Origin of the sequence: Chryseobacterium luquanense (assembly GCF_026460945.1) — a bacterium.
Taxonomy (GTDB): Bacteria; Bacteroidota; Bacteroidia; order Flavobacteriales; family Weeksellaceae; genus Chryseobacterium; species Chryseobacterium luquanense.
Genome location: NZ_JAOVZV010000008.1, coordinates 236,713 through 261,316, shown reverse-complemented (window position 1 = coordinate 261,316; position 24,604 = coordinate 236,713). Strand labels below are relative to the sequence as shown.

The 24,604-nt window shown below is 33.9% G+C and carries 22 protein-coding genes; 12 read left to right on the top strand and 10 right to left on the bottom strand.

The genetic code is table 11. The features are described 5' to 3' along the window. Positions 1-59 precede the first annotated feature (59 nt). The 5 genes from OEA66_RS09455 to porQ all read right to left on the bottom strand — a co-directional run bounded on the left by OEA66_RS09455 (position 60) and on the right by porQ (position 3,137). A complete protein-coding gene (locus tag OEA66_RS09455; protein WP_267266101.1) occupies positions 60-557 on the bottom strand; it encodes a phosphoribosyl-ATP pyrophosphatase in 498 nt (165 codons plus the stop codon). Positions 558-560: 3 nt separating this feature from the next. Beyond that, the gene (locus tag OEA66_RS09450; protein WP_267281137.1) at positions 561-869 is read right to left on the bottom strand and encodes a phage holin family protein; all 309 of its coding nucleotides are present in this window, start codon (positions 867-869) and stop codon (positions 561-563) included. A gap of 81 nt (positions 870-950) precedes the next feature. Then, complete coding sequence (locus OEA66_RS09445; protein ID WP_267281136.1) at positions 951-1,298, bottom strand: YtxH domain-containing protein; 348 nt, start codon at positions 1,296-1,298, stop codon at positions 951-953. 78 nt (positions 1,299-1,376) lie between these two features. Next, positions 1,377-2,063 (bottom strand): (d)CMP kinase, encoded by a 687-nt coding sequence (cmk, locus tag OEA66_RS09440; RefSeq protein WP_267281135.1) that lies wholly within the window; start codon positions 2,061-2,063, stop codon positions 1,377-1,379. Between the two features lie 81 nt (positions 2,064-2,144). Continuing rightward, positions 2,145-3,137: a type IX secretion system protein PorQ gene (porQ, locus tag OEA66_RS09435; RefSeq protein ID WP_267281134.1), complete on the bottom strand. Its 993-nt coding sequence runs from the start codon at positions 3,135-3,137 to the stop codon at positions 2,145-2,147. Between the two features lie 165 nt (positions 3,138-3,302). Between porQ and pyrH the strand changes: the two genes are divergently transcribed. After that, the gene (pyrH, locus tag OEA66_RS09430) at positions 3,303-4,010 is read left to right on the top strand and encodes a UMP kinase (RefSeq protein ID WP_267281133.1); all 708 of its coding nucleotides are present in this window, start codon (positions 3,303-3,305) and stop codon (positions 4,008-4,010) included. A gap of 116 nt (positions 4,011-4,126) precedes the next feature. After that, positions 4,127-4,681 (top strand): ribosome recycling factor, encoded by a 555-nt coding sequence (frr, locus tag OEA66_RS09425; protein ID WP_267281132.1) that lies wholly within the window; start codon positions 4,127-4,129, stop codon positions 4,679-4,681. Positions 4,682-4,735: 54 nt separating this feature from the next. On the opposite strand, the gene OEA66_RS09420 is transcribed toward frr, so the two are convergent. The 4 genes from OEA66_RS09420 to OEA66_RS09405 all read right to left on the bottom strand — a co-directional run bounded on the left by OEA66_RS09420 (position 4,736) and on the right by OEA66_RS09405 (position 10,378). Then, entirely contained in the window at positions 4,736-5,380 is a 645-nt protein-coding gene (locus tag OEA66_RS09420; RefSeq protein WP_267281131.1) for a hypothetical protein, read from the bottom strand. 208 nt (positions 5,381-5,588) lie between these two features. Beyond that, entirely contained in the window at positions 5,589-7,043 is a 1,455-nt protein-coding gene (locus OEA66_RS09415) for an LptF/LptG family permease (protein ID WP_267281130.1), read from the bottom strand. 67 nt (positions 7,044-7,110) lie between these two features. After that, the gene (gene lolA1, locus OEA66_RS09410) at positions 7,111-7,758 is read right to left on the bottom strand and encodes an outer membrane lipoprotein periplasmic chaperone LolA1 (protein WP_267281129.1); all 648 of its coding nucleotides are present in this window, start codon (positions 7,756-7,758) and stop codon (positions 7,111-7,113) included. A 73-nt stretch (positions 7,759-7,831) separates the two neighbouring features. Continuing rightward, positions 7,832-10,378 (bottom strand): DNA translocase FtsK, encoded by a 2,547-nt coding sequence (locus OEA66_RS09405; RefSeq protein ID WP_267281128.1) that lies wholly within the window; start codon positions 10,376-10,378, stop codon positions 7,832-7,834. A gap of 249 nt (positions 10,379-10,627) precedes the next feature. On the opposite strand from OEA66_RS09405, the gene OEA66_RS09400 reads away from it, so the two are divergent. The 3 genes from OEA66_RS09400 to OEA66_RS09390 all read left to right on the top strand — a co-directional run bounded on the left by OEA66_RS09400 (position 10,628) and on the right by OEA66_RS09390 (position 15,339). Beyond that, positions 10,628-13,957 carry a cytochrome c biogenesis protein gene (locus OEA66_RS09400; protein WP_267281127.1) on the top strand — a complete coding sequence of 1,110 codons (3,330 nt, stop codon included), beginning with the start codon at positions 10,628-10,630 and terminating at the stop codon, positions 13,955-13,957. A 154-nt stretch (positions 13,958-14,111) separates the two neighbouring features. After that, a complete protein-coding gene (locus OEA66_RS09395; protein WP_267281126.1) occupies positions 14,112-14,990 on the top strand; it encodes an SPFH domain-containing protein in 879 nt (292 codons plus the stop codon). A 160-nt stretch (positions 14,991-15,150) separates the two neighbouring features. Then, on the top strand, positions 15,151-15,339 hold the full coding sequence (locus OEA66_RS09390) for a type II toxin-antitoxin system antitoxin (protein WP_267266114.1): 189 nt from the start codon (positions 15,151-15,153) through the stop codon (positions 15,337-15,339). 50 nt (positions 15,340-15,389) lie between these two features. Here OEA66_RS09390 and OEA66_RS09385 read toward each other — a convergent pair whose 3' ends face one another. Beyond that, positions 15,390-15,584 (bottom strand): hypothetical protein, encoded by a 195-nt coding sequence (locus OEA66_RS09385; protein WP_267281125.1) that lies wholly within the window; start codon positions 15,582-15,584, stop codon positions 15,390-15,392. 136 nt (positions 15,585-15,720) lie between these two features. Here OEA66_RS09385 and amaB point away from each other — a divergent pair, with 136 nt between their 5' ends. The 7 genes from amaB (at position 15,721) to OEA66_RS09350 (ending at position 24,595) form a co-directional block, all read left to right on the top strand. Beyond that, entirely contained in the window at positions 15,721-17,271 is a 1,551-nt protein-coding gene (gene amaB, locus OEA66_RS09380; RefSeq protein ID WP_267281124.1) for an L-piperidine-6-carboxylate dehydrogenase, read from the top strand. A gap of 93 nt (positions 17,272-17,364) precedes the next feature. Continuing rightward, the gene (gene lat, locus OEA66_RS09375) at positions 17,365-18,690 is read left to right on the top strand and encodes an L-lysine 6-transaminase (RefSeq protein ID WP_267281123.1); all 1,326 of its coding nucleotides are present in this window, start codon (positions 17,365-17,367) and stop codon (positions 18,688-18,690) included. Between the two features lie 62 nt (positions 18,691-18,752). After that, positions 18,753-18,983 carry a DUF2007 domain-containing protein gene (locus OEA66_RS09370; protein WP_267281122.1) on the top strand — a complete coding sequence of 77 codons (231 nt, stop codon included), beginning with the start codon at positions 18,753-18,755 and terminating at the stop codon, positions 18,981-18,983. Between the two features lie 179 nt (positions 18,984-19,162). Next, on the top strand, positions 19,163-19,681 hold the full coding sequence (locus tag OEA66_RS09365) for a GNAT family N-acetyltransferase (RefSeq protein ID WP_267281121.1): 519 nt from the start codon (positions 19,163-19,165) through the stop codon (positions 19,679-19,681). 123 nt (positions 19,682-19,804) lie between these two features. Next, a complete protein-coding gene (locus OEA66_RS09360) occupies positions 19,805-20,260 on the top strand; it encodes a transcriptional regulator (RefSeq protein WP_267281120.1) in 456 nt (151 codons plus the stop codon). A 2-nt stretch (positions 20,261-20,262) separates the two neighbouring features. Continuing rightward, positions 20,263-21,447, top strand: a complete 1,185-nt coding sequence (locus OEA66_RS09355) for an efflux RND transporter periplasmic adaptor subunit (RefSeq protein ID WP_267281119.1) — start codon at positions 20,263-20,265, stop codon at positions 21,445-21,447. A gap of 1 nt (position 21,448) precedes the next feature. Then, positions 21,449-24,595: an efflux RND transporter permease subunit gene (locus OEA66_RS09350; RefSeq protein ID WP_267281118.1), complete on the top strand. Its 3,147-nt coding sequence runs from the start codon at positions 21,449-21,451 to the stop codon at positions 24,593-24,595. Positions 24,596-24,604: the final 9 nt, after the last annotated feature.

Below are 24,604 nucleotides of genomic sequence, written 5' to 3'. Positions count from 1 at the left end.
TTAGTAAAACAAATTTTATTTTACACTAACTTCTAACCTCTATATTCTAACTTCTCAGATTATATAAGTTGCTCCATGCTGGAAACACTTTTTGTTTTTTGATAAGCCTCCAACTTGGTGCGAACAAATTTTAAAGCCATCGGCGCAACATAAATTAAAGCAGCTCCTAAAATTTTCTTTTTCCAGTTTGAACTTTTCATATTTTTCTTTGCATAATTTGCAACAAAGGCAGTTACTGCAAGTTTTATAACAGTATCTATTGCATCACCTTTGAAAGCTCCGCCTGCAATTCCCATTGCCGTATTCCTGCTAAGAAAAAGGTCTTTTACTTCAGATGTGATCTGTTTTGCGATAACATCTTTTCTGATAACTGTTTTTTCTTCACCCTCTTCATCAATCTGTTCTTTTAGATACTGATCTGTAAGCCCATTTGTAAATGCACTTAGACTTTCTTTTGTGTTTTTAAAAGTTAAAAGATTTTCTAAATCACTTATTTCACCTTTTAAAAGTCTCTTTTTCCTTTTTAATTCTTCCAGACTCTCGTAATTTCTTCCCATAGTTTAGTGATTTAAAAATTCAATTACTCTATTTGCAACCATATGCACGATTCGTTTCTTAAAGGTAGCAACTAAAATCATTATTACAAAATAAAATGCCGCAACAATTAAAAACCCATAAGAAGTATTATTGAGAGCTTTTCCCAGTAAAAAAGCCAACCCGAAGTTAAAAAGAATAATAAAAAAGGCAAAAGCTACCAATAATATCACAAGATAAGCGATAACACCTGCCGAAATTGAAGATTTTTCTGTAGCCTCAATTTTAAGCAAATCTATTCTTTTTGATGCGTATTCTTTTATAGTTTCTATCATCCTTTTATTTTTTTAAAAGTTACAAAAAAAGGAACTCTTTAGACTAAAGTTCCTTTTTTATTTAATTAAAATTAAATATTATCATTTAAGATCGTTCAGGCTAGACTCTACATCTTTTACCATGTCAGTCGTTTTAGAAACAATTTGATCTTTGTATTTATCGTATCCGTCTTTCACAGTGTGAGCAACATTATTTGCAGTTTCTTTGAAAGTAGAAGAGATGTTACCATACTGGTCTTTTACTCTTTCAGAAACTTCACCATACTTATCTTTTGCCTGATCTTTAAGATCGTTTGCTTTATTTTTGATTTTTTTTCTTGTTTCTTTACCTTCTTCCGGAGCGTAAAGCATTCCTAAAATTACACCTGCTGCAGCACCTGCTAAAAGTCCTGCTAAAATACCCGCTGTATTGTTTTCTTTTCTAGACATTTTTTGTTTTTTTAATAGTTAATAAATACTAGTTTTACGTTTTAAAAGGTTACAATTAACATACCAAAGCAGGTTTATCTAGTAAAAAGTATTGATTTTTGTTATCTGTAACAAAATAGCGTCAATAGTTTGACTTTTTGTCATCTTTGTATTATCAATCAAAATTGCATCTTCAGCTTGTTTTAAAGGTGCGATTTCTCTTTCACTGTCAATTTTATCTCTTGCAATAAGGTTTTCTTTCACTTCAGCCTCATCAGATTCTATTCCCATGGCAAGAAGCTCATTATATCGTCTTTTTGTGCGTTCATCGATACTTGCAGTAAGGAAAAATTTAAAATCAGCATCAGGTAAAACTACAGTTCCGATGTCTCTTCCATCCATAATAACCCCGCCATTTCTAGCGATTGACCTTTGAGTTTCTAACAAAAAATCTCTTACTTCTTTTTGCTTAGCTATCAAACTTACATTATTTGAAACTTCAGCAGTACGAATTTCTTTGGAGACGTTAATATGATTTAAATATAAAACCAATTCATCCTCCACTTTTTTAAATTCAAGTTTGATTATATGAAATGATTTGAAAAGTTCCTGTAAATCGATATTTCCATTATCATCTACACAGTTTTGTAATGCAAACCAAGTGATACCACGATAAAGTGCACCTGTATCTAAGTGTACAATTCCCAATTTTTCGGCAATAATTTTTGAGATTGAGCTTTTTCCTGTAGAAGAATAGCCATCAATAGCAATTACTGGTTTTTTCATATCACAAATTTCAAGAAATTTTCTGAAAAAATCAAGAAGGTTTCAAGTATAAACCTGAATAATTTTAAATTTAAATGAAATTTATTGTCCTCTGTTACCACTTAAGTCAACAGAAATACCAATTTGGTTCACATTGGAAGAGTTATGATATCTTACATGAGCATAATCTAAACGGAATTTTGATATTTTTAAACCAAATCCTCCTGAAATACCTGTGAAGTTTCTTTGATCTGCCACAGCTAATTCATTTCCTCTTCTTACATTATAACCTAATCTTATATTGAACCCTTTTTCAGGGAAAAGTTCAGCACCTAAAGAAAAGTGATCGGCAAGTTTTCTTCCGAAACCAACTTCTTGTCCGTTAATATTATAATCAGTAGAAATATCAAATTTCTGTAAATCGTGCGCCGTAATTGTAATCGCTAAAGGAATCGCTTTTAAAATTCTTGTATATCCTAAATCTATTCTAAAAGGAAGGTTTTCTCTTTCACCATTAAATGATTTAAACTGATAACCGAAGTTTCTAAAAACTACTGAAGCAACTTCTTTATTTATTTTATTGTGATACGTAACGCCCGCAGTTCCAGAGATTGCAGAAGAGGTATACGTATCGATTTTTGAAGTAACAAAATTTAATCCACCACCAATCGTCCAATCTTCTTCAAACTGATAAGCATAACCAGCTCCGACAGCAACGTCTGAAGCTGAAAATTCTCCCATTTCAAAACCACTTTCGTCGGTTCTCGGGATATTTCCATAGCTTAAATATCTTGCGTTTAAAGTTACCATGTGACCGTTATCAAGATCTTTAGCAAAAGCAACCGTTCCGAATTTCGAATCTGCTAAATAAGTCGAGGCATTTACAGAAAGTTGTTTATCTGAATCTTTATTCAACAAAGCCGGATTGGCAATCGCAAAAGATACATCGTAATCTCTCATGGTAATAGCGTCGCCACCTAAAGCAGCCTGTCTCGCAGAAACGGGAATATTCAAGAAAGAGTAAACGTTTGTTCCAGATTGTGCAAATGAAACAATTCCCGAAAGAAATAGTGAAAAAATTAGAACTTTCTTCAAATCAGTATTTAATTAATGCAAAAATAATCCTTTTTGCTACTTATCAAAATATTTCTACCATTATTTATGTATAATATTTTTCTTTTTTCAATATTTATAATGATTATATTTGCAAAGTTAATTTTTAAGGAAATTAATTCTCAAAAACTATTATTAAAATTTAAGATGAAATATAAAAGAATCCTTCTGAAACTGAGCGGTGAGGCATTAATGGGGAACAGACAATATGGTATTGATACCGATAGACTGATGGAATATGCTCAGGAAATCAAAAAAGTGGTTGACAGAGGTTGTGAAATAGCAATCGTAATAGGAGGAGGAAATATTTTCCGTGGTGTAGCAGGAGCTGCAAAAGGGATGGATAGAGTACAGGGTGACTACATGGGAATGCTTGCAACCGTAATCAACGGAATGGCTTTACAAGGCGCTTTGGAAGATGCAGGAATCAAAACAAGACTTCAATCTGCTATTGAAATGGACAAAGTTGCAGAACCTTTCATTAAAAGAAGAGCTGTAAGACATCTTGAAAAAGGTAGAGTAGTAATCTTCGGAGCAGGAACCGGAAATCCATATTTTACAACAGATACTGCAGCAACATTAAGAGCTATCGAAATCGGAGCTGATGTTATCTTAAAAGGAACAAGAGTAGACGGAATCTACGACAGCGATCCTGAGAAAAATGAAAATGCAGTAAAATATAATTCTTTAACTTTCGAAGAAGTTTTTGAAAAAGACCTTAAGGTGATGGATATGACTGCCTTTACTTTAAGCCACGAAAATAAATTGCCAATTATTGTTTTTGATATGAATAAAGACGGTAATTTATTGAGAATTGTAGACGGAGAAAATGTAGGAACATTAGTTAATTTATAATTAGATAGAAGATAATAGATTTCAGGGATTAGGTTTTTAGCATTATGATTACTTATTACCCATTACTTATTACTCATCTTTAATCAATGTGTAACTTATCAAATTTTTATTATATAATGGAAGAATTAGATCTTATCGTAGAATCTGTAAAACATGATATGGAAGCAGCTATAAAGCACTTGGATCATGCATTTCAAAGAATCAGAGCGGGACGTGCATCTACGAGCATGGTTCAGGATGTGATGGTAGAATATTATGGTGCTCCAACTCCTCTTAATCAGGTTGCTAACGTTTCTGTACCCGATGCGATGACAATTTCTATTCAACCTTGGGATAGAACGGCAATCAACGCTATTGAAAAAGCTATTATTAATTCTAACTTAGGATTTGCACCTTCTAATAATGGGGAAAATATCATCCTTAACGTTCCGCCTCTGACGGAAGACAGAAGAAGAGAATTGGCAAAACAGGCTAAAGGAGAAACTGAAGATACAAAAATCGTTGTAAGAAACGCAAGACAAAACGGAATCAAAGAACTAAAGAAACTGGAAGGAGTTTCTGAAGATGCAATCAAAGGAACTGAAGAAGAAATTCAAGTACTTACAGATAAGCACGTAAAACTTTGTGACGATCACCTTAAGACAAAAGAAGCTGAAATTATGAAAGTATAACTTTCGGTTTTTAAATATAAAAGAGGTTTCAGTGATGAAGCCTCTTTTTCTTTTTTATTGAATACAAGTAGTTTTTCCTTTCTTGTCTTTATTTTTTAGAAGAACTTCAAAAATTTTCTGTAATTCTGAATACGAACAGTTTTTACTTTGAATATTCTGAACATTTTCAGGTTTCGGATTATTTTTAGAGCTGGATTTTATAGTGAATTTCTTTTCTAAACATTCGACAGGTTTTTCATTGACGATATAAATTCGTTGCTGTTCTACTTCATCTTTTGTTTCGGGTTTTTCGGGAGTTCCGCCGTCAAAATTCCAAACAGTATCATCTTTAAATATAAAAAAAGGTTTACCATTTTTCAGATAATAATTTTCTACAGAAGAAAAATGACTGTCTGCATAAAAATGTTTGATGCTTTTCAATTCTCCATTTGAGCTATAATAAACCACATTCCCCGAAATTTCATCACACTCATAATCAAAACTTGCAGAATCTAGTTTCTTAGCAATTAATTGATTATTTAATGATTCATATTCTACTTTGATTTCATCTATATTTTGCGGGGAATTATTTTTTAAAGAATCTTTTGTTGAAATATTTTGTAAGCTATCTGAAGAAGATTTTACGTCAATTGATTCTTTATTTTTGTTTTCACACGAAAATAGAAAAATAAGACTTGGTAAAAGAATAAGTTTTTTCATTAATTAAGATTTGGTTTTTGAGAGAAGCAAAAAATATGCTGATTAAGTAATTTTAGAAAATAATTTTCTGTTCAAATGTAGTAAAGCAAGACCAATCTTTTAAAGAAATTTTAATATTCAATTTTTTTAAATTTTTAGAGAAAGAATGTAAAACACCTTTTGTTATTTGTTAGAAAGAAAAATCCGGAAAAACTTCCGGATTTAATCATTATTGATAGCGTTTATGTTCTTTCTGTTTGACGAAAACTTTTGTAAGCGGTTTGAAGAAGGTTTTGTACTTTTCAGAATCGAATAGTTGAGAATCTGTCAAAGCTTTGTAAGTCATTAAAATTCCAAAAGGGAATAAAATAATATTTGGAAGCCAAGCTGCAAGATATGGACTCATTTTTCCTGACCATGCAACGTTTTCAAAACCAACATTGATGACGTAGAAAATAATGAATATCACAATTGCGATAATTACCGGAACTCCCATTCCTCCTTTTCGGATAATCGATCCTAAACTCGCACCAATCATAAAGAAAATGATACATGTAAAAGAGTAGGTGAGGATTCTCTGCTGATAAATTACCACTTTACTGAAATATTTTACACTTGGATCAAGCTCTTTATTTTTTGTATCTAAATTGGTTTTCAAATTATCCAATCTTGAATAGGCATTAGTCAATATCTGAAGTTTTTTATCACCTTTTATTGAATCTAATTTATACTGAGATTTTACCGGAGCTTTAGTTTTATTTTTCTCCATGTAAGTAATAACAGAATTGGTTTGATTGATAATGTCATTACTGATATTTTCTGCAGTCTTGGTGTTATCTTTTTTAGTTTTATCAATGGTCGCTAAAAGTTCTGTATAGGTCTGAAAACGATAATCATCTGTAATTTGTTCTTTTTCGATGGCTTTATTAATCAATTCACTGATGTCAAAATGAGTAACCAACGTATCAAATTTAATGGCTTGATCGGGTTGTTTAGCTCTTACATTATCTGATTTTCCGGCGTGAGAATCTTCAATAATATATCCGTCAAATAATTGAAGCTGCATAAAGTTTCTGTTTTTTGCATTGGCAAATTTTCCTTTTTTTGCAACAATTGTTTGCTGATTTTCAAAATTACTTGCTTTTTTATGGATGAAAATTCCGTCTAAATCTCGACCTTCTTCTCCCTGAATCTTATCAAATTTCACCATATAACCGGGAATCTGATCAATAAATTGTCCTGGAGTGAAATTCAATGCAGGTTTTGTTTGAGCGATATTAAAAAGCATATTCTTTGCTTTTCGCTGAAAATCGGGAATGATATTATTTGAAAAGAAAAATAGCATGACTGCTAAAACAGCAGTTACACCCAAAAGCGGCATCATTACTCGCGTTAAAGAAATTCCGGCGGCTTTCATCGCTGCAAGTTCGTACCGTTCTCCCAGTTCACCGAAAGACATGATACTCGCCAAAAGAACCGTTAAAGGCAAAACCATACTTACAACACTTACTCCAAGATAAAAAAGGAGTTTCATGATCTGTAAAGTGGTTAACCCTTTACCCATAAACTGACCAAGCTGAATCCAGATAATGTTTACAATAAAAATAAAAAACAGAACACTGAATATAAATAAAAACGGACCAAAAAAGGTCTTGATGATATATCGGTCTAATATTTTAAACATTCGCCAAAATTAATGAAAAAGCCACAAAGTTTTCTTTGTGACTTGAAATTTTAATATTTATTTAGAATTATAATTCTGTAACCAGATAATTTTTGAATTTTGATTTGTCAAAAACAAACATATTCGGGTCTAATTGCTGATTTTCTTTATATTCTTTGATAGAAATTACAGAGATGTCTTTATTGTTTCCGTGCTGTTCAAGCTTAAGCATTTGCTTTTTCGCAGAATCTACATAAAGATATATGTACTTTAATCCGTTTGCTTTTACAGGAGTCAGTTTAATTAAATCTGCATTTACGCCATCAACTGTTTTTTTACCGCTATACGCCACATTGTAATCTTTTCTGTAAGACGTTAAATAATTGATAGGAGAAAACATCGTGCTGCTTCCGTTTGGTTTTGCAACGGTAACTTCCATATCTTCTGTATTGATATTGTAGATTTTATTTCCGTCGAAAATCTGTTCTGTTTCCATGATTTTCAACTTATATTTATCTCCTGCAGAATAATAAATTCCGGGCTCTGTTTTAGAAACAGCTCCGTTCATTCCGCTTCCGAAAGCAAATTTAAAATAAGAATTTTTCTTAGAATTGTAGTTTGCCGTAATATCGTCAAGTATCTTTTTTGCTTTAGCATCAATTTTCTGAGCCTGAACCAAACTCATACTTCCCACTACAAATGCTCCTAAAACTATTTTTGAAACTAATTTTTTCATTTTGATTTTTCTAATTTTTCTATTCTTTAGACTTTCATTAAACTTAAAAGTTAAAAATATTGATTTTCTGAATTTAATTTCGCAGATCTTCCAAAAACTGTTCCAAAGAATACAAATCGCTGATAAGAACTTCTCTTGCTTTTGCACCGTTAAATCCACCAACAATACCGCTTGCTTCCAATTGATCCATAATTCTTCCGGCTCTGTTATATCCTAATTTCAACTGTCTTTGAAGCATTGACGTAGAGCCTTGCTGTGTTGAAACAATAATTCTTGCCGCATCTTCAAATAACGCATCTTTTTCGTTGGGATCAAATGCTCCGACTGTACTGGTTGCTTCTTCAGAAACAAATTCAGGAAGCATGAATGCTGAAGCGTACCCTTTTTGCTCACCGATAAATTCTGCCAGTCTTTCAACTTCAGGAGTATCAACGAAAGCACATTGAAGTCTTAAAATTTCATTACCGTTAAAATAAAGCATATCACCTTTTCCGATCAGCTGATCTGCACCTGTAGAATCCAAAATCGTTCTCGAATCTACACTTGAAATTACTCTAAATGCCGCTCTCGCAGGGAAATTAGCTTTAATCATACCCGTAATTACGTTTACGGAAGGTCTCTGTGTTGCAACAATTAAGTGAATTCCTACCGCTCTTGCCAGCTGCGCCAATCTTGCAATCGGAAGTTCAACTTCTTTTCCGGCGGTCATAATTAAATCTGCAAACTCATCCACCACCAAAACGATATATGGTAAATAACGGTGTCCGTTTTCAGGATTTAATTTTCTTTCACTAAATTTTTTATTGTATTCCTTTAAATTTTTACAGAAAGCATTTTTAAGCAAATCATAACGCTGATCCATCTCAACGCAAAGAGAATTCAAAGTGTTGATTACTTTATTGGTATCGGTAATAATAGCATCATCAGAATCAGGAAGTTTTGCCAGATAATGTCTTTCAATTTTTGAATATAAAGAAAGTTCCACTTTTTTAGGATCTACCATCACAAACTTCAGTTCACTTGGATGTTTTTTGTAAAGTAGGGAAGTCAAGATAGCATTGATTCCGACAGATTTTCCTTGTCCGGTTGCTCCTGCCATCAAAAGGTGAGGCATTTTAGACAAATCTGCCATAAATACTTCATTAGAAATGGTTTTACCGAAAACAACAGGCAAATCCATATCTGTATTTTGGAATTTCTGAGAAGCAATCACCGATCTCATAGAAACCATCGTAGGATTTTTTCTTGGAACCTCAATTCCTATTGTTCCTTTTCCTGGCATCGGTGCAATAATTCTGATTCCTAAAGCGGAAAGATTCAAGGCAATATCATCCTGTAATTTTTTAATAGAAGCAACTCTGATTCCAGCTTCGGGAACAATTTCGTACAAAGTAACTGTAGGTCCGATCGTCGCTTTAATTTCAGCAATTCCGACGTTGAAATTCTTCAGAAGACCAACAATTTTGTTTTTATTTTCTTCTAATTCTTCTTTATTAATAGAAATTTCCTCATTACCATATTCTTTTAATAAATCGATTGGAGGCATTTGAAATTTAGCCAAGTCTAACCTGTGGTCATACAAACCGTGTTTGTCAACCAAATCTTGAGATTGCTTGTCAGCATCATCAATAATATCGATTACAGGAGCAACTTCTACTTTAAATTTAATATCATCCTGTGACGGAGTAGAAAAATTAGAATGAACTTCAAAAGCATCTTCCGGTTTTACAGTAGGAATAATTGGTTTTGTATCTAAGTCTAGATTTAAAATCGGTGCTAATTCTTTTTCCTGCTCAAAAGAAGTTTGATTGGGTGTTACAATTGTTTCAACATTTGCAACATTCAAATTCTCCTGAATAATTGGTTCAGATTTTACAGCAACTTCTTTATTTTTTTTATTTTCCGAAATATCTGTTACGGTAATATTTAAATCTTTTTCTTTTTCCTCTGCTCTAATTTCTTCTTCCAATTCCTGATCCGCATCAAAACTTTGCTCAGAATTAGGCAACATTGATTTTACTTTTCCAATCGTATTTTCGTTGATCGTATCTAGTTTTGCTTTAATAGAACTTGGACGAAGATTAAATTCAAGAATAAAATAAAGTGCAATACTCACAATTAAAACAACCCAAAGACCCACATCTCCTATGATTGCGGAAAGAGAATCCATAATCTGATAACCGTAAACTCCGCTTAAAACACCACCATTTCCGTTACCTCTCGTAATTGCACCCAATAAAATTGGCAACCAGCAAATAAAGAATAAAGAATGCCCGAAAGTCATCCAAGGTTTGAAAATTTTCTTCTTAAGAATCATTGTTCCGAACACAACGAAAAGAAATGCAACAATAAATGAAGCAATTCCTATACTTTCAAAAATGAAAATATTACCTAGCCAATCACCCAGCTTTCCGAATATGTTGGATGATTTTATGGTCTTGTCTAATATTGTTCCGGCTTGGCTTTGATCTGCCTTCCAATTCATCAGGTAGGAAATAAAAGACAACGTAAGCACTCCGGCAAAAACAATAAATGTTAATCCGAAAAAAATACGTGGTTTTGATAAGATTTTGCCTGTTTCAGGCAGTTCTGGTTGTTTTTTTGGTGTTTTCTTTTCCATAATGTCAGTCTGCGCAAATTTAATGTTTTTTTTAGATTTTAAATATTTTTTAGAAGAAAACACGTTTGTTTTTTGATGTGATATTTTATGACTGAAATAGTAACTTGATTTTATGTTTTATTTAATTAAAATTCACTTATTAAGAATGTTTCAAAATAAGCTAAATCCCCTTTAAAATGACAAAAAACAGCTTTTTTTATCCGCCTTTCGGTTTATCATGCTTATTTTTGCATGTCAAGTAAAAAAAATATGAAGAAGATCCAAGATATTCTTATTTCAACCAGAACAATGGCAGTTCTATTGCTGGTTTACGCGTTTTCTATGGCTTATGCAACGTTCCTTGAAAACGACTATGGAACACCTGCTGCAAAAGCCTTAATCTATGAAGCAAAATGGTTTGAACTCATTATGCTTCTCCTTATCATAAACTTTTGTGGAAATATAGCGCGTTACCGTCTTTGGAAAAGAGAAAAATGGCCGGTTTTGGTTTTCCACCTTGCCTTTATTTTTATTTTCATTGGTGGTGCGATTACAAGATACATCAGTTTTGAAGGACAAATGACCATTAGAGAAGGTGAAACTTCAAACGAAATTGTAACAGACAAACAGTTTTTTAAGATTCAGATTGAAAATAAAGGTGATGTACTGAATTATCAGGATGTACCTTATTTGATGTCACCTTTGCACAAAGATTTTAATGCAACCTATGACTTTCACGGACAAGAAATTAAAGTGAAAACCTTAGATTATGTTCAAAGAAAAAAAGACAGTTTAGTTGCTGATCAAAATGGTGTTGAATATCTTCACTTAGTTTCTACAGCAGAAACGGGAAGACAGAATATTTACATCAAATCCGGAGAAACAAAATCAATCAACGGAACCTTGGTTACTTTCAACAGAGCTATTGATGGAGCAGTAGAATTCAAACAGGAAAATGGTCAAATGTTCATTAAAACTCCTGTTGATGCAACATACATGACAATGGCAACTCAGGCAACTGGAAATACTACGAAAGACCAGTTTCAACCTTTGGTTTTAAGAAGTTTATATAATATTAATGAACTAAAATTAGTTGTTCCTGAACCTCTTAGAAAAGGAAAATTGATAGCTTTTGAAGGAGATAAAAAGAAAGACCAGAATGTTCCTGATGCAATGACTATCGAACTTCAAGGTCCAAAAACAAAGCAAATTGTAGAGCTTTCTGTAGAAAGAGGAAATCCTAATTCTTACAAGCAAGTAACAATGGATGGATTGAATATTATGGTTGGTTTTGGTCCTAAAATCTATAACACACCTTTCGCAATTAAACTTGATGATTTTGTAATGGAAACATATCCGGGAAGTTCATCTCCAAGTGCTTATGAAAGTCACGTAAAAGTAATTGACGAAGGAAAACAGACACCCTATAAAATTTACATGAATAATATCCTTGACTATAAAGGTTACCGTTTTTTCCAGGCAAGTTATACACCGGATAGAATGGGAACTTTACTTTCTGTAAACCACGATTATTGGGGAACATTGATTTCTTACATCGGTTATACATTCTTATTCGGAGGTATGTTTGTGATGTTTTTCTGGAAAGGGACACACTTCTGGAAACTTAATAAAATGCTGAAAGACATCAATAAGAAAAGAGCAACAACAGTTGTTTTATTATTCTTAAGCTTAACATTAAGCGCTCAGAAAATTGAAATGCATGGAACAGACGATGGAAGTGGTACCCATGTACATAAAGAAGGAGATAATCATACTCATGAAGTAGCCCCTCAAACAACTCAACCACAAGGAAATCAGCAGAATTCTAATTCTTTAGCTGCTCCTTTGACGAAGATGAAAATTATTTCACCAGACGAAATTATTTCGAGAAATAAAATTAGTGAAGAGCACGCAGACAGATTTGGCTATCTTTTGGTGCAAAATTACGAAGGTAGAATTGTTCCGATTAATACACAGGCTTTAGATATTTTAAGAAAACTTTACCAAAAAGATAAATTTAAGGGAACTGACGGAAAATACTTAACAGCTGAACAGTGGTTTTTATCAATTAATACAGATACACCAAGCTGGACGATGGTTCCTCTTATAAAAGTAGATGCAAAAGGAGGGAAAGCACTTTTAAAACGCGTGAAGGCAGATGAAGATGGCTATACAACTTTGATGAATTTATTTCCATCTGATGCCAACGGAAATCTTACTTATATTTTAGATGAAGAATATAACACCGCATTCCGTAAAAAACCGGCATTACAGTCTGAGTATGACAAGGAAGTTATTAAATTAAACGAAAAAGTTCAGATTTTTAATGAGTTTTTCAGTGGACAGTTTATGAGAATTGTTCCTGTAAAAAATGACCCGAATCACACTTGGCATTCTTGGCTTGACCAGAAAATGGAACCGGATATGGAATCTCAAAAAGTAATGGGACCGTATTTTGCAGAAGCACTTCAGGCTCAAAAAACAGGAGATTGGAGCAAAGCAGATGCTGAATTGAAAAAACTTTCAGACTATCAGCAGAAATGGGGGAAAGCAGTTGTTCCTGCAAAAGAAAAAGTAGATTTAGAAGTTTTCATTAATAAAGCAAACATTAACTTTTTCTTGTTAATTTTCTATACGGTAATTGGTGGATTGGTATTTGTTTTAGGTTTTGTGGAATTATTTAAGCCGACCAAAATCCTTAATAATATTATCAAAGCAATCATTTATCTCGGACTTGTTGGTTATATTGTTCACTTTTTAGGACTGATTGCAAGATGGTATATTTCTGGTCATGCTCCTTGGAGTAATGGTTACGAAGCAATTATTTTCATTTCATGGATAGGAGTTTCAGCGGGGATGATGTTCTATTTCGGATTTGGAAATCCAAAATTGAAACAACAAGATTCTGAAAAGAAATTATCAAATAAAAACCATTCTAATGCATTAATTCCAGCAGCTGGATTTATGGTTGCGGTAATTATGATGGGTTTTGCTCACGGAGCAGTAGCACTTAACCCACAGATCACACCATTGGCGCCAGTTCTTAAATCGTATTGGTTAGTTGTGCATGTTGCCATTATTGTATCGAGTTATGGTTTCTTTGCACTGTCGATGATTATTGCCGTAATTACATTGGTATTCTATATCATTACAGATAGAAAACAGTTTCAATTACATAATGATTCTACATTAAAAGAATTGGCAATTGTATCTGAAATGTCTTTAACAATAGGACTTTTTGCATTAACAGTAGGAAACTTCTTAGGCGGAATCTGGGCAAATGAATCTTGGGGAAGATATTGGAGCTGGGATCCGAAAGAAACATGGGCATTTATCTCGATTATGGTTTATGCATTTGTTTTACACATGAGATTGGTTCCGGGATTAAGAAGCAGATGGGCATTCAGTGTCGCGACAATGTTTGCTTTCTGTTCGATGGTCATGACGTATTTCGGAGTAAATTATTACTTAAGTGGACTTCACTCTTATGCAGCAGGAGATCCTGTTCCAATTCCGGCTTGGGTATATATCGGCTTAGCAACAATGTTTACTTTAGCATTAGTATCTTACTTTAAGTTTGTTGCTTTAAAGAAAAAATAAATCATTCATATATATTTATAAAAATCCCGAAAGTTATTTTTCGGGATTTTTTGTTGTGAAATACAATTAAATAATTTTAGACACATAACTAATAACTCAAAACTTATACATATCTTTATGATATCAAAATAATATCACTTTAAAAATTATAATCATGGAAAAATCTTTAAAACCAATGTCAGGTTATTTGGCATTAGTAATCTCTCTTCTTTTATTGGGAGGTTCAGCTTATCTTTTTATTTATGGTATAAATGATGGAGAAAATCCAGATGTCACGTATATCATCATTTCAATTATTTCATTTTTTATCACGTGTTTTTTATTGAAAGGTTTAATGATTATTCAGCCTAATCATTCAAGAGTACTTAATTTCTTCGGAAAATATGTAGGCTCTGTAAAAGACAACGGACTTTTCTTTATCAATCCTTTGTATTCATCTCAAAAAATGTCTTTACGTTCAGAGAACTTACAGGGACAGACTTTGAAGGTTAACGACAAAATGGGTAATCCAATCGAAATCGCCGTTGTAATGGTTTGGAAAGTAGGCGATACTTATAAAGCTGCTTTTGATGTTGAAAGATATTCAGATTTTGTGAAAATGCAGAGTGAAGCAGCAGTTCGTCATTTGGCGATGAGTTTTCCTTATGATAATTTAGAAGACGATCATGCTCCGATTACATTAAGAGAAGGAGGAGATAAAATCAATTCAATTCTTGAACAGGAATTAACAGACCGACTTTCAAAAGCAGGAATTATTATTCAGGAAGCGAGAATTTCGCACTTAGCTTATGCATCAGAAATTGCAGGAGCGATGCTACAAAGACAACAGGCTACAGCAATTGTTGCAGCAAGAACTAAAATCGTTGAAGGTGCAGTAGGAATGGTAGATTTAGCATTAAAGAAACTTTCAGAAGAAAATATCGTAGAATTGGATGATGAAAGAAAAGCCGCAATGGTAAGCAATTTAATGGTCGTTCTTTGTGGCGAAAAAGCAGCACAACCAATTTTAAATGCAGGAACTTTGTATAATTAAGGTTGAGCTAAGATTGATAACAAAGAGATTGTTGTAAATAATTAAAATTACAGTGTTCTTTGCTGAGTGAAACGCCTTTGCGAACTTAAAAAAAATCAGATTATAAAAAAATCTTTGCTCTCTTTGCGTTAAAAACAAAGCAATAAGAAAAACAGACAAAATGAAATCAGAAAAAGCTCAAAACTCTCCCGAAAACAAAAGCAAAAAATCTTTCGTGATAAGGATAGATGAGTCTACCTATAAACTTCTTGAAAAATGGGCAAATGACGAATTCAGAAGCGTCAACGGACAAATTGAATATCTTCTTAGTCAGAGTCTAATCAATTCGGGAAGGAAGAAAAAAGAATAATTTAGTTTTAAACAAAAATCAAAAGCAGAGAATAATTTCTTTGCTTTTTTTTATTCAGCAGCACCGGTAAAGTATCCGCTGATGATACTCCAGAAGTTTTTACCCATGAAATAAATAAGGGTAGAAGTGATGATACCTTTTACCGTAAAAAATACAATTCCCCAAATCCCGAATTTCTTCAGCATTTTTTTCCACCTTGTACTTTTTTCTACATTTTGTTCGTTTAAAACTTCCTTATTTTCCATTTCAGAGTAGTAAATATTGGTGTACAAAGATAGGCATGTTTAAAATGATTCCAAATAATAAATAGGTTAAAAAAAATTAAAATTTTCCAGTTGAGTAATATTTTCTATCTTAGGCAAAACGAAAAGTTAAATTTTTATGTCAAAAAAAATCAAAGATTTCGGAATTGAAAATTCATTAAAAAATTTAGGAATCAAAGATGAAAATAAAGGAACTTCCATTGGCGGAAAATTCTTTGCATCAGGAAAATCGATAGAAAGTTATTCTCCGGCAGACGGAAGATTAATTGGAAAAGTAAAATTGTCGAACGAAAAAGATTACGACAAAGTAATAGAATCTGCTCAAAAAGCATTCTTAGAATTCAGAACAATGCCTGCGCCGAAAAGAGGCGAAATTGTACGTCAACTCGGGCAAAAATTAAGAGAATATAAAGACGATCTTGGAAAACTGGTTTCTTATGAAATGGGTAAATCATTACAGGAAGGTCTTGGTGAAGTTCAGGAAATGATAGACATCTGCGATTTTGCAGTTGGTTTATCAAGACAGCTTCACGGTTACACAATGCATTCGGAAAGACCGGGACACAGAATGTACGAGCAATATCATCCGCTTGGAATTGTCAGCATCATTACAGCATTTAATTTTCCTGTTGCAGTTTGGGCTTGGAATACAGCTTTAGCTTGGATTTGCGGAAACGTTACCATCTGGAAACCATCAGAAAAAACTCCGCTTTGTGCAATTGCTTGCCAAAATATTATGAATGAAGTTTTAGCAGAAAATAATCTTTCTGAAGGAATTTCAAGTGTGTTGGTTGCAGATCATACAATCGGACAGAAATTGGTTGACGACAAACGCGTCGCTTTGGTTTCATTCACAGGTTCTACAAGAGTTGGAAGAATGGTTTCTTCTAAAGTTGCTGAAAGATTTGGGAAATCAATCCTTGAATTAGGCGGAAACAATGCTATCATTATTTCTAAAGACGCAGATTTGGATATGTCAATTATCGGAGCTGTTTTCGGAGCTGTAGGAACTGCAGGTCAAAGATGTACTTCTACAAGAAGATTAATTATTCATGAATCTGTTTATGACGAAGTGAAAAACCGTTTGGCAAAAGCTTACGGACAATTAAAAATCGGAAATCCTTTAGACGAAAACATGCACGTTGGGCCGCTTATCGATGTTGAAGCTGTCAATCAATATGAATTAGCGATTGAAAAGTGTAAAAAAGAAGGCGGTAAATTTGTTGTTGAAGGTGGAGTTTTAAAAGGAAAAGACTACGAATCTGGTTGTTATGTAAAACCTTGTATTGCTGAAGTTAAAAACTCTTTCGAAATCGTTCAGCACGAAACTTTTGCGCCTATTTTATATTTAATTAAATACTCAACTTTAGAAGAAGCAATTGCAATCCAGAATGATGTTCCTCAAGGTTTATCATCAGCAATTATGACTCAGAATTTGAGAGAAGCAGAATTATTCCTTTCTCATGCAGGTTCAGATTGTGGAATTGCAAACGTTAATATTGGAACTTCAGGTGCCGAAATTGGGGGTGCTTTTGGTGGTGAAAAAGAAACAGGAGGCGGTAGAGAATCCGGTTCTGATGTATGGAAATACTACATGAGAAGACAAACCAATACCATTAATTACACAGCAAGTCTTCCATTGGCTCAGGGAATTAAATTTGATTTATAAATTATAATTAAAATTCAAGTTATTTAAAGATTTAAGATGTTGTCCTCAGTTATTTTAAATCTTTAAATATTTCAATCTTTCAATCACAATTATATGGACAATACAGTAGAAATTCAGTCAAATAAAATAAAAGAAACCGTAGGAAAACACGTTTTAGCAGACGGTTTTGACTTTGTAATGGATATTGAAAATTCTCACGGATCGTGGATTCATGATTCGGTTTCAGGAAAAAATTTTCTTGATATGTTTTCAATGTTCGGCTCTGCTTCTATCGGTTACAATCACCCTTATTTAGTTGAAAAATCTGAATGGCTGGGAAAAATGGCTGTCAACAAACCAACTTTGGCAGATGTTTATTCTAAAGAATATGCACATTTTCTTGAAGTTTTCGAAAGAGTAGTTTTACCTAAAGAATTGCAGTATGCATTTTTTATTGAAGGTGGAGCTTTGGGTGTTGAAAATGCTATGAAAGCTTGTTTCGATTGGAAAACAAGAAAAAATTTCGAAAAAGGTTTAGATATTGAAGCGGGAATTTGTATTCATTTCAGACAGGCATTTCACGGAAGAAGTGGGTATACTTTAAGTTTAACCAACACTTCAGATCCAAGAAAATATCAATATTTCCCGATGTTTGAATGGCCGAGAATTTTGAATCCTAAATTACATTTCCCGATTACTGAAGAAAATTTAGAGGAAACCATTAAAAATGAAAATTTAGCTTTGCTCCAAATCACAGAATCAATTCTTTCAAATCCTGATAAAGTAGCTTGTATTATCATAGAACCGATTCAGGCTGAAGGTGGCGACAATCATTTCAGAGACGAATTTTTTGTCGGTTTAAGAAATATCTGCGACGAGCATGAAGTTCTTTTAATTTTTGACGAAGTACAGACAGGAATCGGAATTACCGGTAAAATGTGGGCTTTTGAACATTTAAGTGTAAGACCTGACATTATTTCGTTCGGTAAAAAAACTCAGGTTTGTGGAGTTTTAGCGAACAAAGAAAAATTTGACGAAATTCCTAATAATGTTTTCCGTGAAAGCTCAAGAATCAATTCTACTTTTGGCGGAAACTTTATTGATATGCTTCGTTTTCAATTGGTAATGGAAGTTATTGAAAAAGAAAATCTTTTAGAAAATGCCAATATTGTTGGTGAATATCTTTTGGAAGGTTTACAAAACTTAGCTCAGAAATATCCTGAAAAATTATCTAATGCAAGAGGTAAAGGTTTGATGTGCGCAATAGATTTGCCTTCAGGAGAACATAGAGATCAAATGAGAAATGAATTGTATAATGACGGTTTAATTATCCTTTCTTGCGGAGATCAGTCAATAAGATTCAGACCACATTTAAATGTTACTAAAGAGGAAATTCAAATTGCTTTAGACAAAATTGAAAATAATATTAATAATATTTAAAACTCCAAATTTGGAATTCTGAAAAAAAAATTCTAAATTTAGATACTCAAAATGGATTTTATATGGAAAGAAACACGAGAGTATCAGTTTTTGAAAGTGACAAGCCTGCAGAAATACAGTTGATAAAGTCAAAGTTAGAAGATGCACAGATCACTAATGATGTAGAAAATAATTATCTTACTTTTACTACAACACCTACAGCAACAACTTTAAAAGTGATGGTAGATCTGCAGGATGAAAAGAAAGCATTTGACATTATAGATGCTTATCTTCAACAAAATCAGAATCAATAAAAACAATTTCATAATTTTAAATTTTACTACTTCGGAACCGAAAATTAATTCATTTTAATTTTCGGTTTTTTTTTAGCACTCAGCAACAAATTATTATTTTCTTAATAAAATTTTAATATGAATTTTTTGGCACTAATTATGTTATTTGCCAACTTACAAGTTTGTAATAAAAACTTTATATGACTCATAAAAACGAAATCCATTTTAGAAAAGCAGATACCACAGACATCAATATTATATGGAAAATTATCCAGCAATCTATCGAACGAAGAAGGGTAGACGGAAGTGCACAGTGGCAAAACGGTTATCCGAATTTACAAACGGTAGAAAGTGATGTATCAAAAGAATTTGGTTACGTTCTTACAGTTGATGGTGAAGTAGCTGTTTTTGTAGCATTAATATTTAATGATGAACCTGCTTACAGCTCCATTGAAGGTGAGTGGCTTACTAATGGAGAATTCGTCGTAGTTCATAGAGTAGCAGTTTCTGAAGACTTTGCAGGACAGGGACTTGCAAAAAAACTTTTCGATTATATTGAAGATTTTACAAAATCACAAAATGTTTCCAGCATAAAAGTAGATACCAATTATGACAATCTCGCCATGCTAAAAATTTTGGAATCCAAAGGCTACTCGTATTGTGGTGAAGTTTTTCTTGCAGGCGGTGTGCGAAAAGCTTTTGAAAAAGTGTTGATTTAAAAAACAGCAAAAAGTTAAATCTGTTTTCATTGATTCTTTAAGAAACTGTTTATTTATAAACTCTATTGAGTTTGTTCGTTTAGTTCCGAACTAATTTTTAAATTTGTTCAAAATTATTCTATAATGAAAAAAAGTCTGGAAGTAGATGAGAAAATCTTTCAGGATGCGGTAAAATTTTACGGCACTATTCTCAATCTGCCACCTTTGGCTTCAAAAATTTATTCCTACCTGATTTTCGATTTTGAGAAGGTGGGAATTACTTTTGATGAGTTTGTCGAAGTTTTTTCGGCAAGCAAAAGTTCTGTTTCTACCAGTCTCAACTTACTTATAAATTCAGAATTGATTATCGATGTCAATAAAATGGATGAGAGAAAACGTTATTTTTTCGCCAATGATGATTATAAAAAAATCAGATTTGAAAAAATAGTTCAGAAAATGCAGGATGAGCTTAAACTCTTAGACGATCTTAATCAATTCAGAAAAATAAAAGATGAAGACTATGACCAAAAAATGGAGGTTTATAAATCTCTTTTAAATAAAAGTATCGTAAATATTCAGGAATCTCTTAATAAACTATAAAAATGACAAACAAGCTTATACTATTTTCTGTAGCAGCATTTTCTCTGACTGCCTGCAAAAAAGAAGCTCCGAAACAGGATGGCCCAAAACCATTTCCGGTAATTTCGGTAGAAAATAAAAATATAACGGGATATGATGTCTTCCCTGCAAGTATTGAAGGTAGAGTAAACAATGACGTGAGAGCAAAAATATCAGGCTACATTACTCAGGTTCTTGTGGATGAAGGACAATATGTAACCAAAGGACAGCCATTATTCCGTCTGGAAACCAATACATTAAATGAAACTGCAGCAGCAGCCAAAGCGGGAGTAGGTGCCGCACAGTCAAACATTGCAGCAGCTCAGGCAGCAGTAAATGCAGCACAGGTTGAAGTCAATAAGCTGAAACCTTTGGTTGAAAAAAACATCATCAGTAATATTCAGCTTCAAACTGCTCAGGCAAATCTTTCTCAGGCTCAGGCTCAGGTTCAGCAGGCAATTGCTGCAAGACAGCAGGCGAATGCCAATTATAAAGGAGCAGCAGCTAACGTTGATTACTCAATTATTCGTGCGCCTATATCTGGTGTGATCGGTAAATTACCATTAAAAGTAGGAAGCTTAGTCGGACCAACAGACCAAACAGCACTAACGACGATTTCAGACACTTCAGAAGTTTTCGCTTATTTCTCAATGAATGAAAAAGAATATTTTGACTTCCTTGAAAAATCTGTCGGAGCAAGTGTTCCTGAAAAAATTAAAAACCTTCCAATGGTTGAATTGCAACTTGCCAACGGAAGCTTATATCCTGAAAAAGGAAGAATTGAAGCCATCACAGGTTCTATCGACGCTACAACGGGTACAATTCAGTTCAGAGTTGCATTCAAAAATGCACAGAAACTTTTAAGCAACGGAAACAGCGGAACGATAAGATTCCCTAAGACATTTGACAACGTTTTGGTGGTTCCGGAAAGTGCAACTTACGAGCAGCAAGGTATTGTTTACGTTTATAAAGTTGAAAAAGATACGGCAAGAAATACGGTTGTAGAAGTCATTGAAAGAATCGACAATTTAGCTTTGATAAAATCCGGACTTAAAAAAGGTGAAGTCATTATTGCAGCGGGAACAGGAAATATAAAACCGGGTACTGCCGTAAAACCTAAAAAAGTAAGCATGGATAGCCTTGTACAATCAGTAAAACCGAAATTCTAAAATGATAAAGAACTTTATTAACAGACCGGTTTTATCCACTGTAATCTCCATCCTGATTGTTATTCTCGGGGTTTTGGGATTGACAGCGCTTCCGGTTACACAGTATCCTGACATTGCACCGGCAACAGTGAGTGTGAGAGCAAATTACACCGGAGCCAACGCTGAAACCGTAATGAAGAGTGTAGTTGTTCCTTTGGAAGAACAGATCAATGGTGTTGAAGGAATGGATTATATTACTTCGACAGCAGGTAACGACGGCTCGGCTCAGATTCAGGTATTTTTTAAACAAGGGGTTGATGCAGATATCGCTGCGGTAAACGTTCAAAACCGTGTGGCGAGAGCTTCCCCTTTACTTCCAAGTGAGGTTACAAGAGCTGGGGTAGTAACTCAGAAACAGCAGACCAGTGCACTGATGTATCTGTCGTTCTATTCTGAGAATAAAAATATTGATGATGTTTATCTTCAAAACTTTTTGAATATCAACGTTATCCCAAATCTTCAGAGGATCAATGGAGTAGGTGAAGCCAACGTTTTTGGTGGAAAAAACTACTCAATGAGAATCTGGCTGGATCCTGCAAAACTGGCAGCGTATGGAATTACTCCAACGGAAGTTACGAATGCAATTAACGATCAGAGTAGAGAAGCAGCTGCAGGTTCTTTGGGGCAAAACAGCGGAAGTTCTTTTGAATATATCATTAAATATGTCGGGAAATTCAGTGAAAAAGAACAGTACGATGATATTATCATTAAATCTCTTCCTGACGGACAGAATTTAATGCTGAAAGATGTTGCGAAAGTTGAATTGGGAGGTCTTTCTTATTCTGGAATTGGTGAAAATGGTGACAATCCTTCGATCAGTATGGGAGTTTTCCAGACTCCGGGATCGAATGCTCAGGAGATTATTGAAAACATTAAAAAGCAGCTTAAAGAAAATGAAAGTTCATATCCTGAAGGTGTAAAATACACTTTCAACTTTGACACCAACGAATTTTTGGATGCATCTATTGAAAAAGTAATTCATACTTTGATAGAAGCATTTATCCTGGTATTTATTGTGGTGTATATTTTCTTACAGGATTTCAGATCAACCTTGATTCCTGCGATAGCAGTTCCGGTATCAATTGTGGGTACATTCTTCTTCCTGAATTTATTTGGATATTCATTAAACCTTTTAACGCTTTTCGCATTGGTATTGGCGATTGGTATTGTGGTCGATGATGCGATCGTCGTCGTCGAGGCTGTACACGCCAAGATGGAAAACGGTATTTCAAATGCGAAGAAAGCAACCGTAGAGGCGATGGATGAAATTACAGGAGCGATTATCTCGATTACCTTGGTAATGGCAGCAGTATTTATTCCGGTGACATTTATTACAGGACCAACCGGAGTATTTTATCAGCAGTTTGGAATCACTTTGATTATTGCAATCATTATTTCAGCTGTTAATGCATTGACGTTGAGTCCGGTTTTATGTTCATTATTCTTAAAACCACACGAAGAGCATCACGAAGATTATAAAAATAAAAATTTCATTCAGAAGTTCTTTTATAAATTTAATATTGGATTTAAAACGGCTACAGACCGTTACGGAAGAGGATTCAATTTCTTAATTAAACATAAATGGGTGACCTTACTTATTCTTGTGGGTACTTGTGGAATTATCTATTGGGCTAACGGAAGTATGAAAAAAGGTTTCGTACCTACAGAAGACAGAGGAATTATCTTTACTGATGTACAGTTGCCTCCAGGCGCATCAATGGAAAGAACCTACAACGTTCTGAAGACTTTGCAGAAAGATGCCATGAAAATCCCTGGAATTCAGAATGTCACGATTTCTACGGGTAGAGGATTATTATCCGGAAACGGTAGTAATAATGGTCTTGCCTTTATTAAACTGAAACCATTTGACGATAGAAAAGGAGATGGATTATCTTCTGAAGAGATTTCTAAGAGATTATTTGGTCTTGCAGGAAAAGTGCCTGATGCGAAAGTAGTATTCTTCCAACCTCCAAGTGTACCGGGATTCGGTAACAGTGCAGGTTTTGAAATGGTACTTTTGGATAAATCAGGAGGTGATTTTGCTGAATTGGATGCTAAAACCAACGAATTCATCGGAAACTTAATGCAGAGACCTGAAATTGAATTTGCTCAGACTTCATTCAATACCAAATATCCTCAGTACATGATGGAAATCAATGTTCCTTTAGCTAAACAAAAAGGAGTTTCTGTAAATGATATTTTGGCAACGATGCAAGGCTACATTGGTGGAATTTATGGTGCTGACTTTACCAAGTACGGAAAACAGTTCAGAGTAATGATTCAGGCACTTCCTGAAAACAGAGTAAGTGCAGAAGATCTTAACCAATATTATGTGAAGACAAGTTCAGGAGAAATGTCACCGATTTCACAGTTTGTGACGTTGACAAAAACCTATGGTCCACAATCTGTTGGTCGTTACAACTTGTTTACTTCGGTAAAAATCACAGGAGCCAACAAAGCCGGATTCAGTTCTGGTGATGCGATTACTGCGGTTCAGGAGGTTGCTAAAGAAACCTTGGATCAGAATTATGATGTTGAATTTACAGGTCTTACGAGAGAAGAATTAAGTTCAGGATCTCAGACTTTATTGATCTTTGCTTTGAGTTTGGTGTTTGTATATTTCATTCTTTCCGCTCAGTACGAAAGTTACATTTTGCCTTTAGTCGTGGTAATTTCACTTCCTCTTGGGGTAATGGGAGCTTATTTCGGACAGAAAATAATGGGATTAGAGAACAATATTTACTTCCAGATTGCATTAATCATGTTGGTCGGATTGTTAGCGAAAAATGCGATTTTGATTATCGAATTTGCGGTTCAGAGAAGACATCATGGTGAAACGATCGTGGAATCAGCCATCAACGCAGCTAAAGCGAGACTGAGACCGATTTTGATGACATCATTAGCCTTTATCTGTGGTCTATTACCTTTGGTTTTGGCAAGCGGAATTGGTGCAGTTGGTAACAGATCCATCGCAACAGGTGCTTCTATTGGATTGTTGATAGGTACGATCTTAGGAATATTTGTAATCCCTGTGTTGTACGTGGTTTTCCAGACTTTGCAGGAAAAAATCAAGCCGATCAAACCAAAAGACATCAATTTAGCTGAATAAGAAATCTTT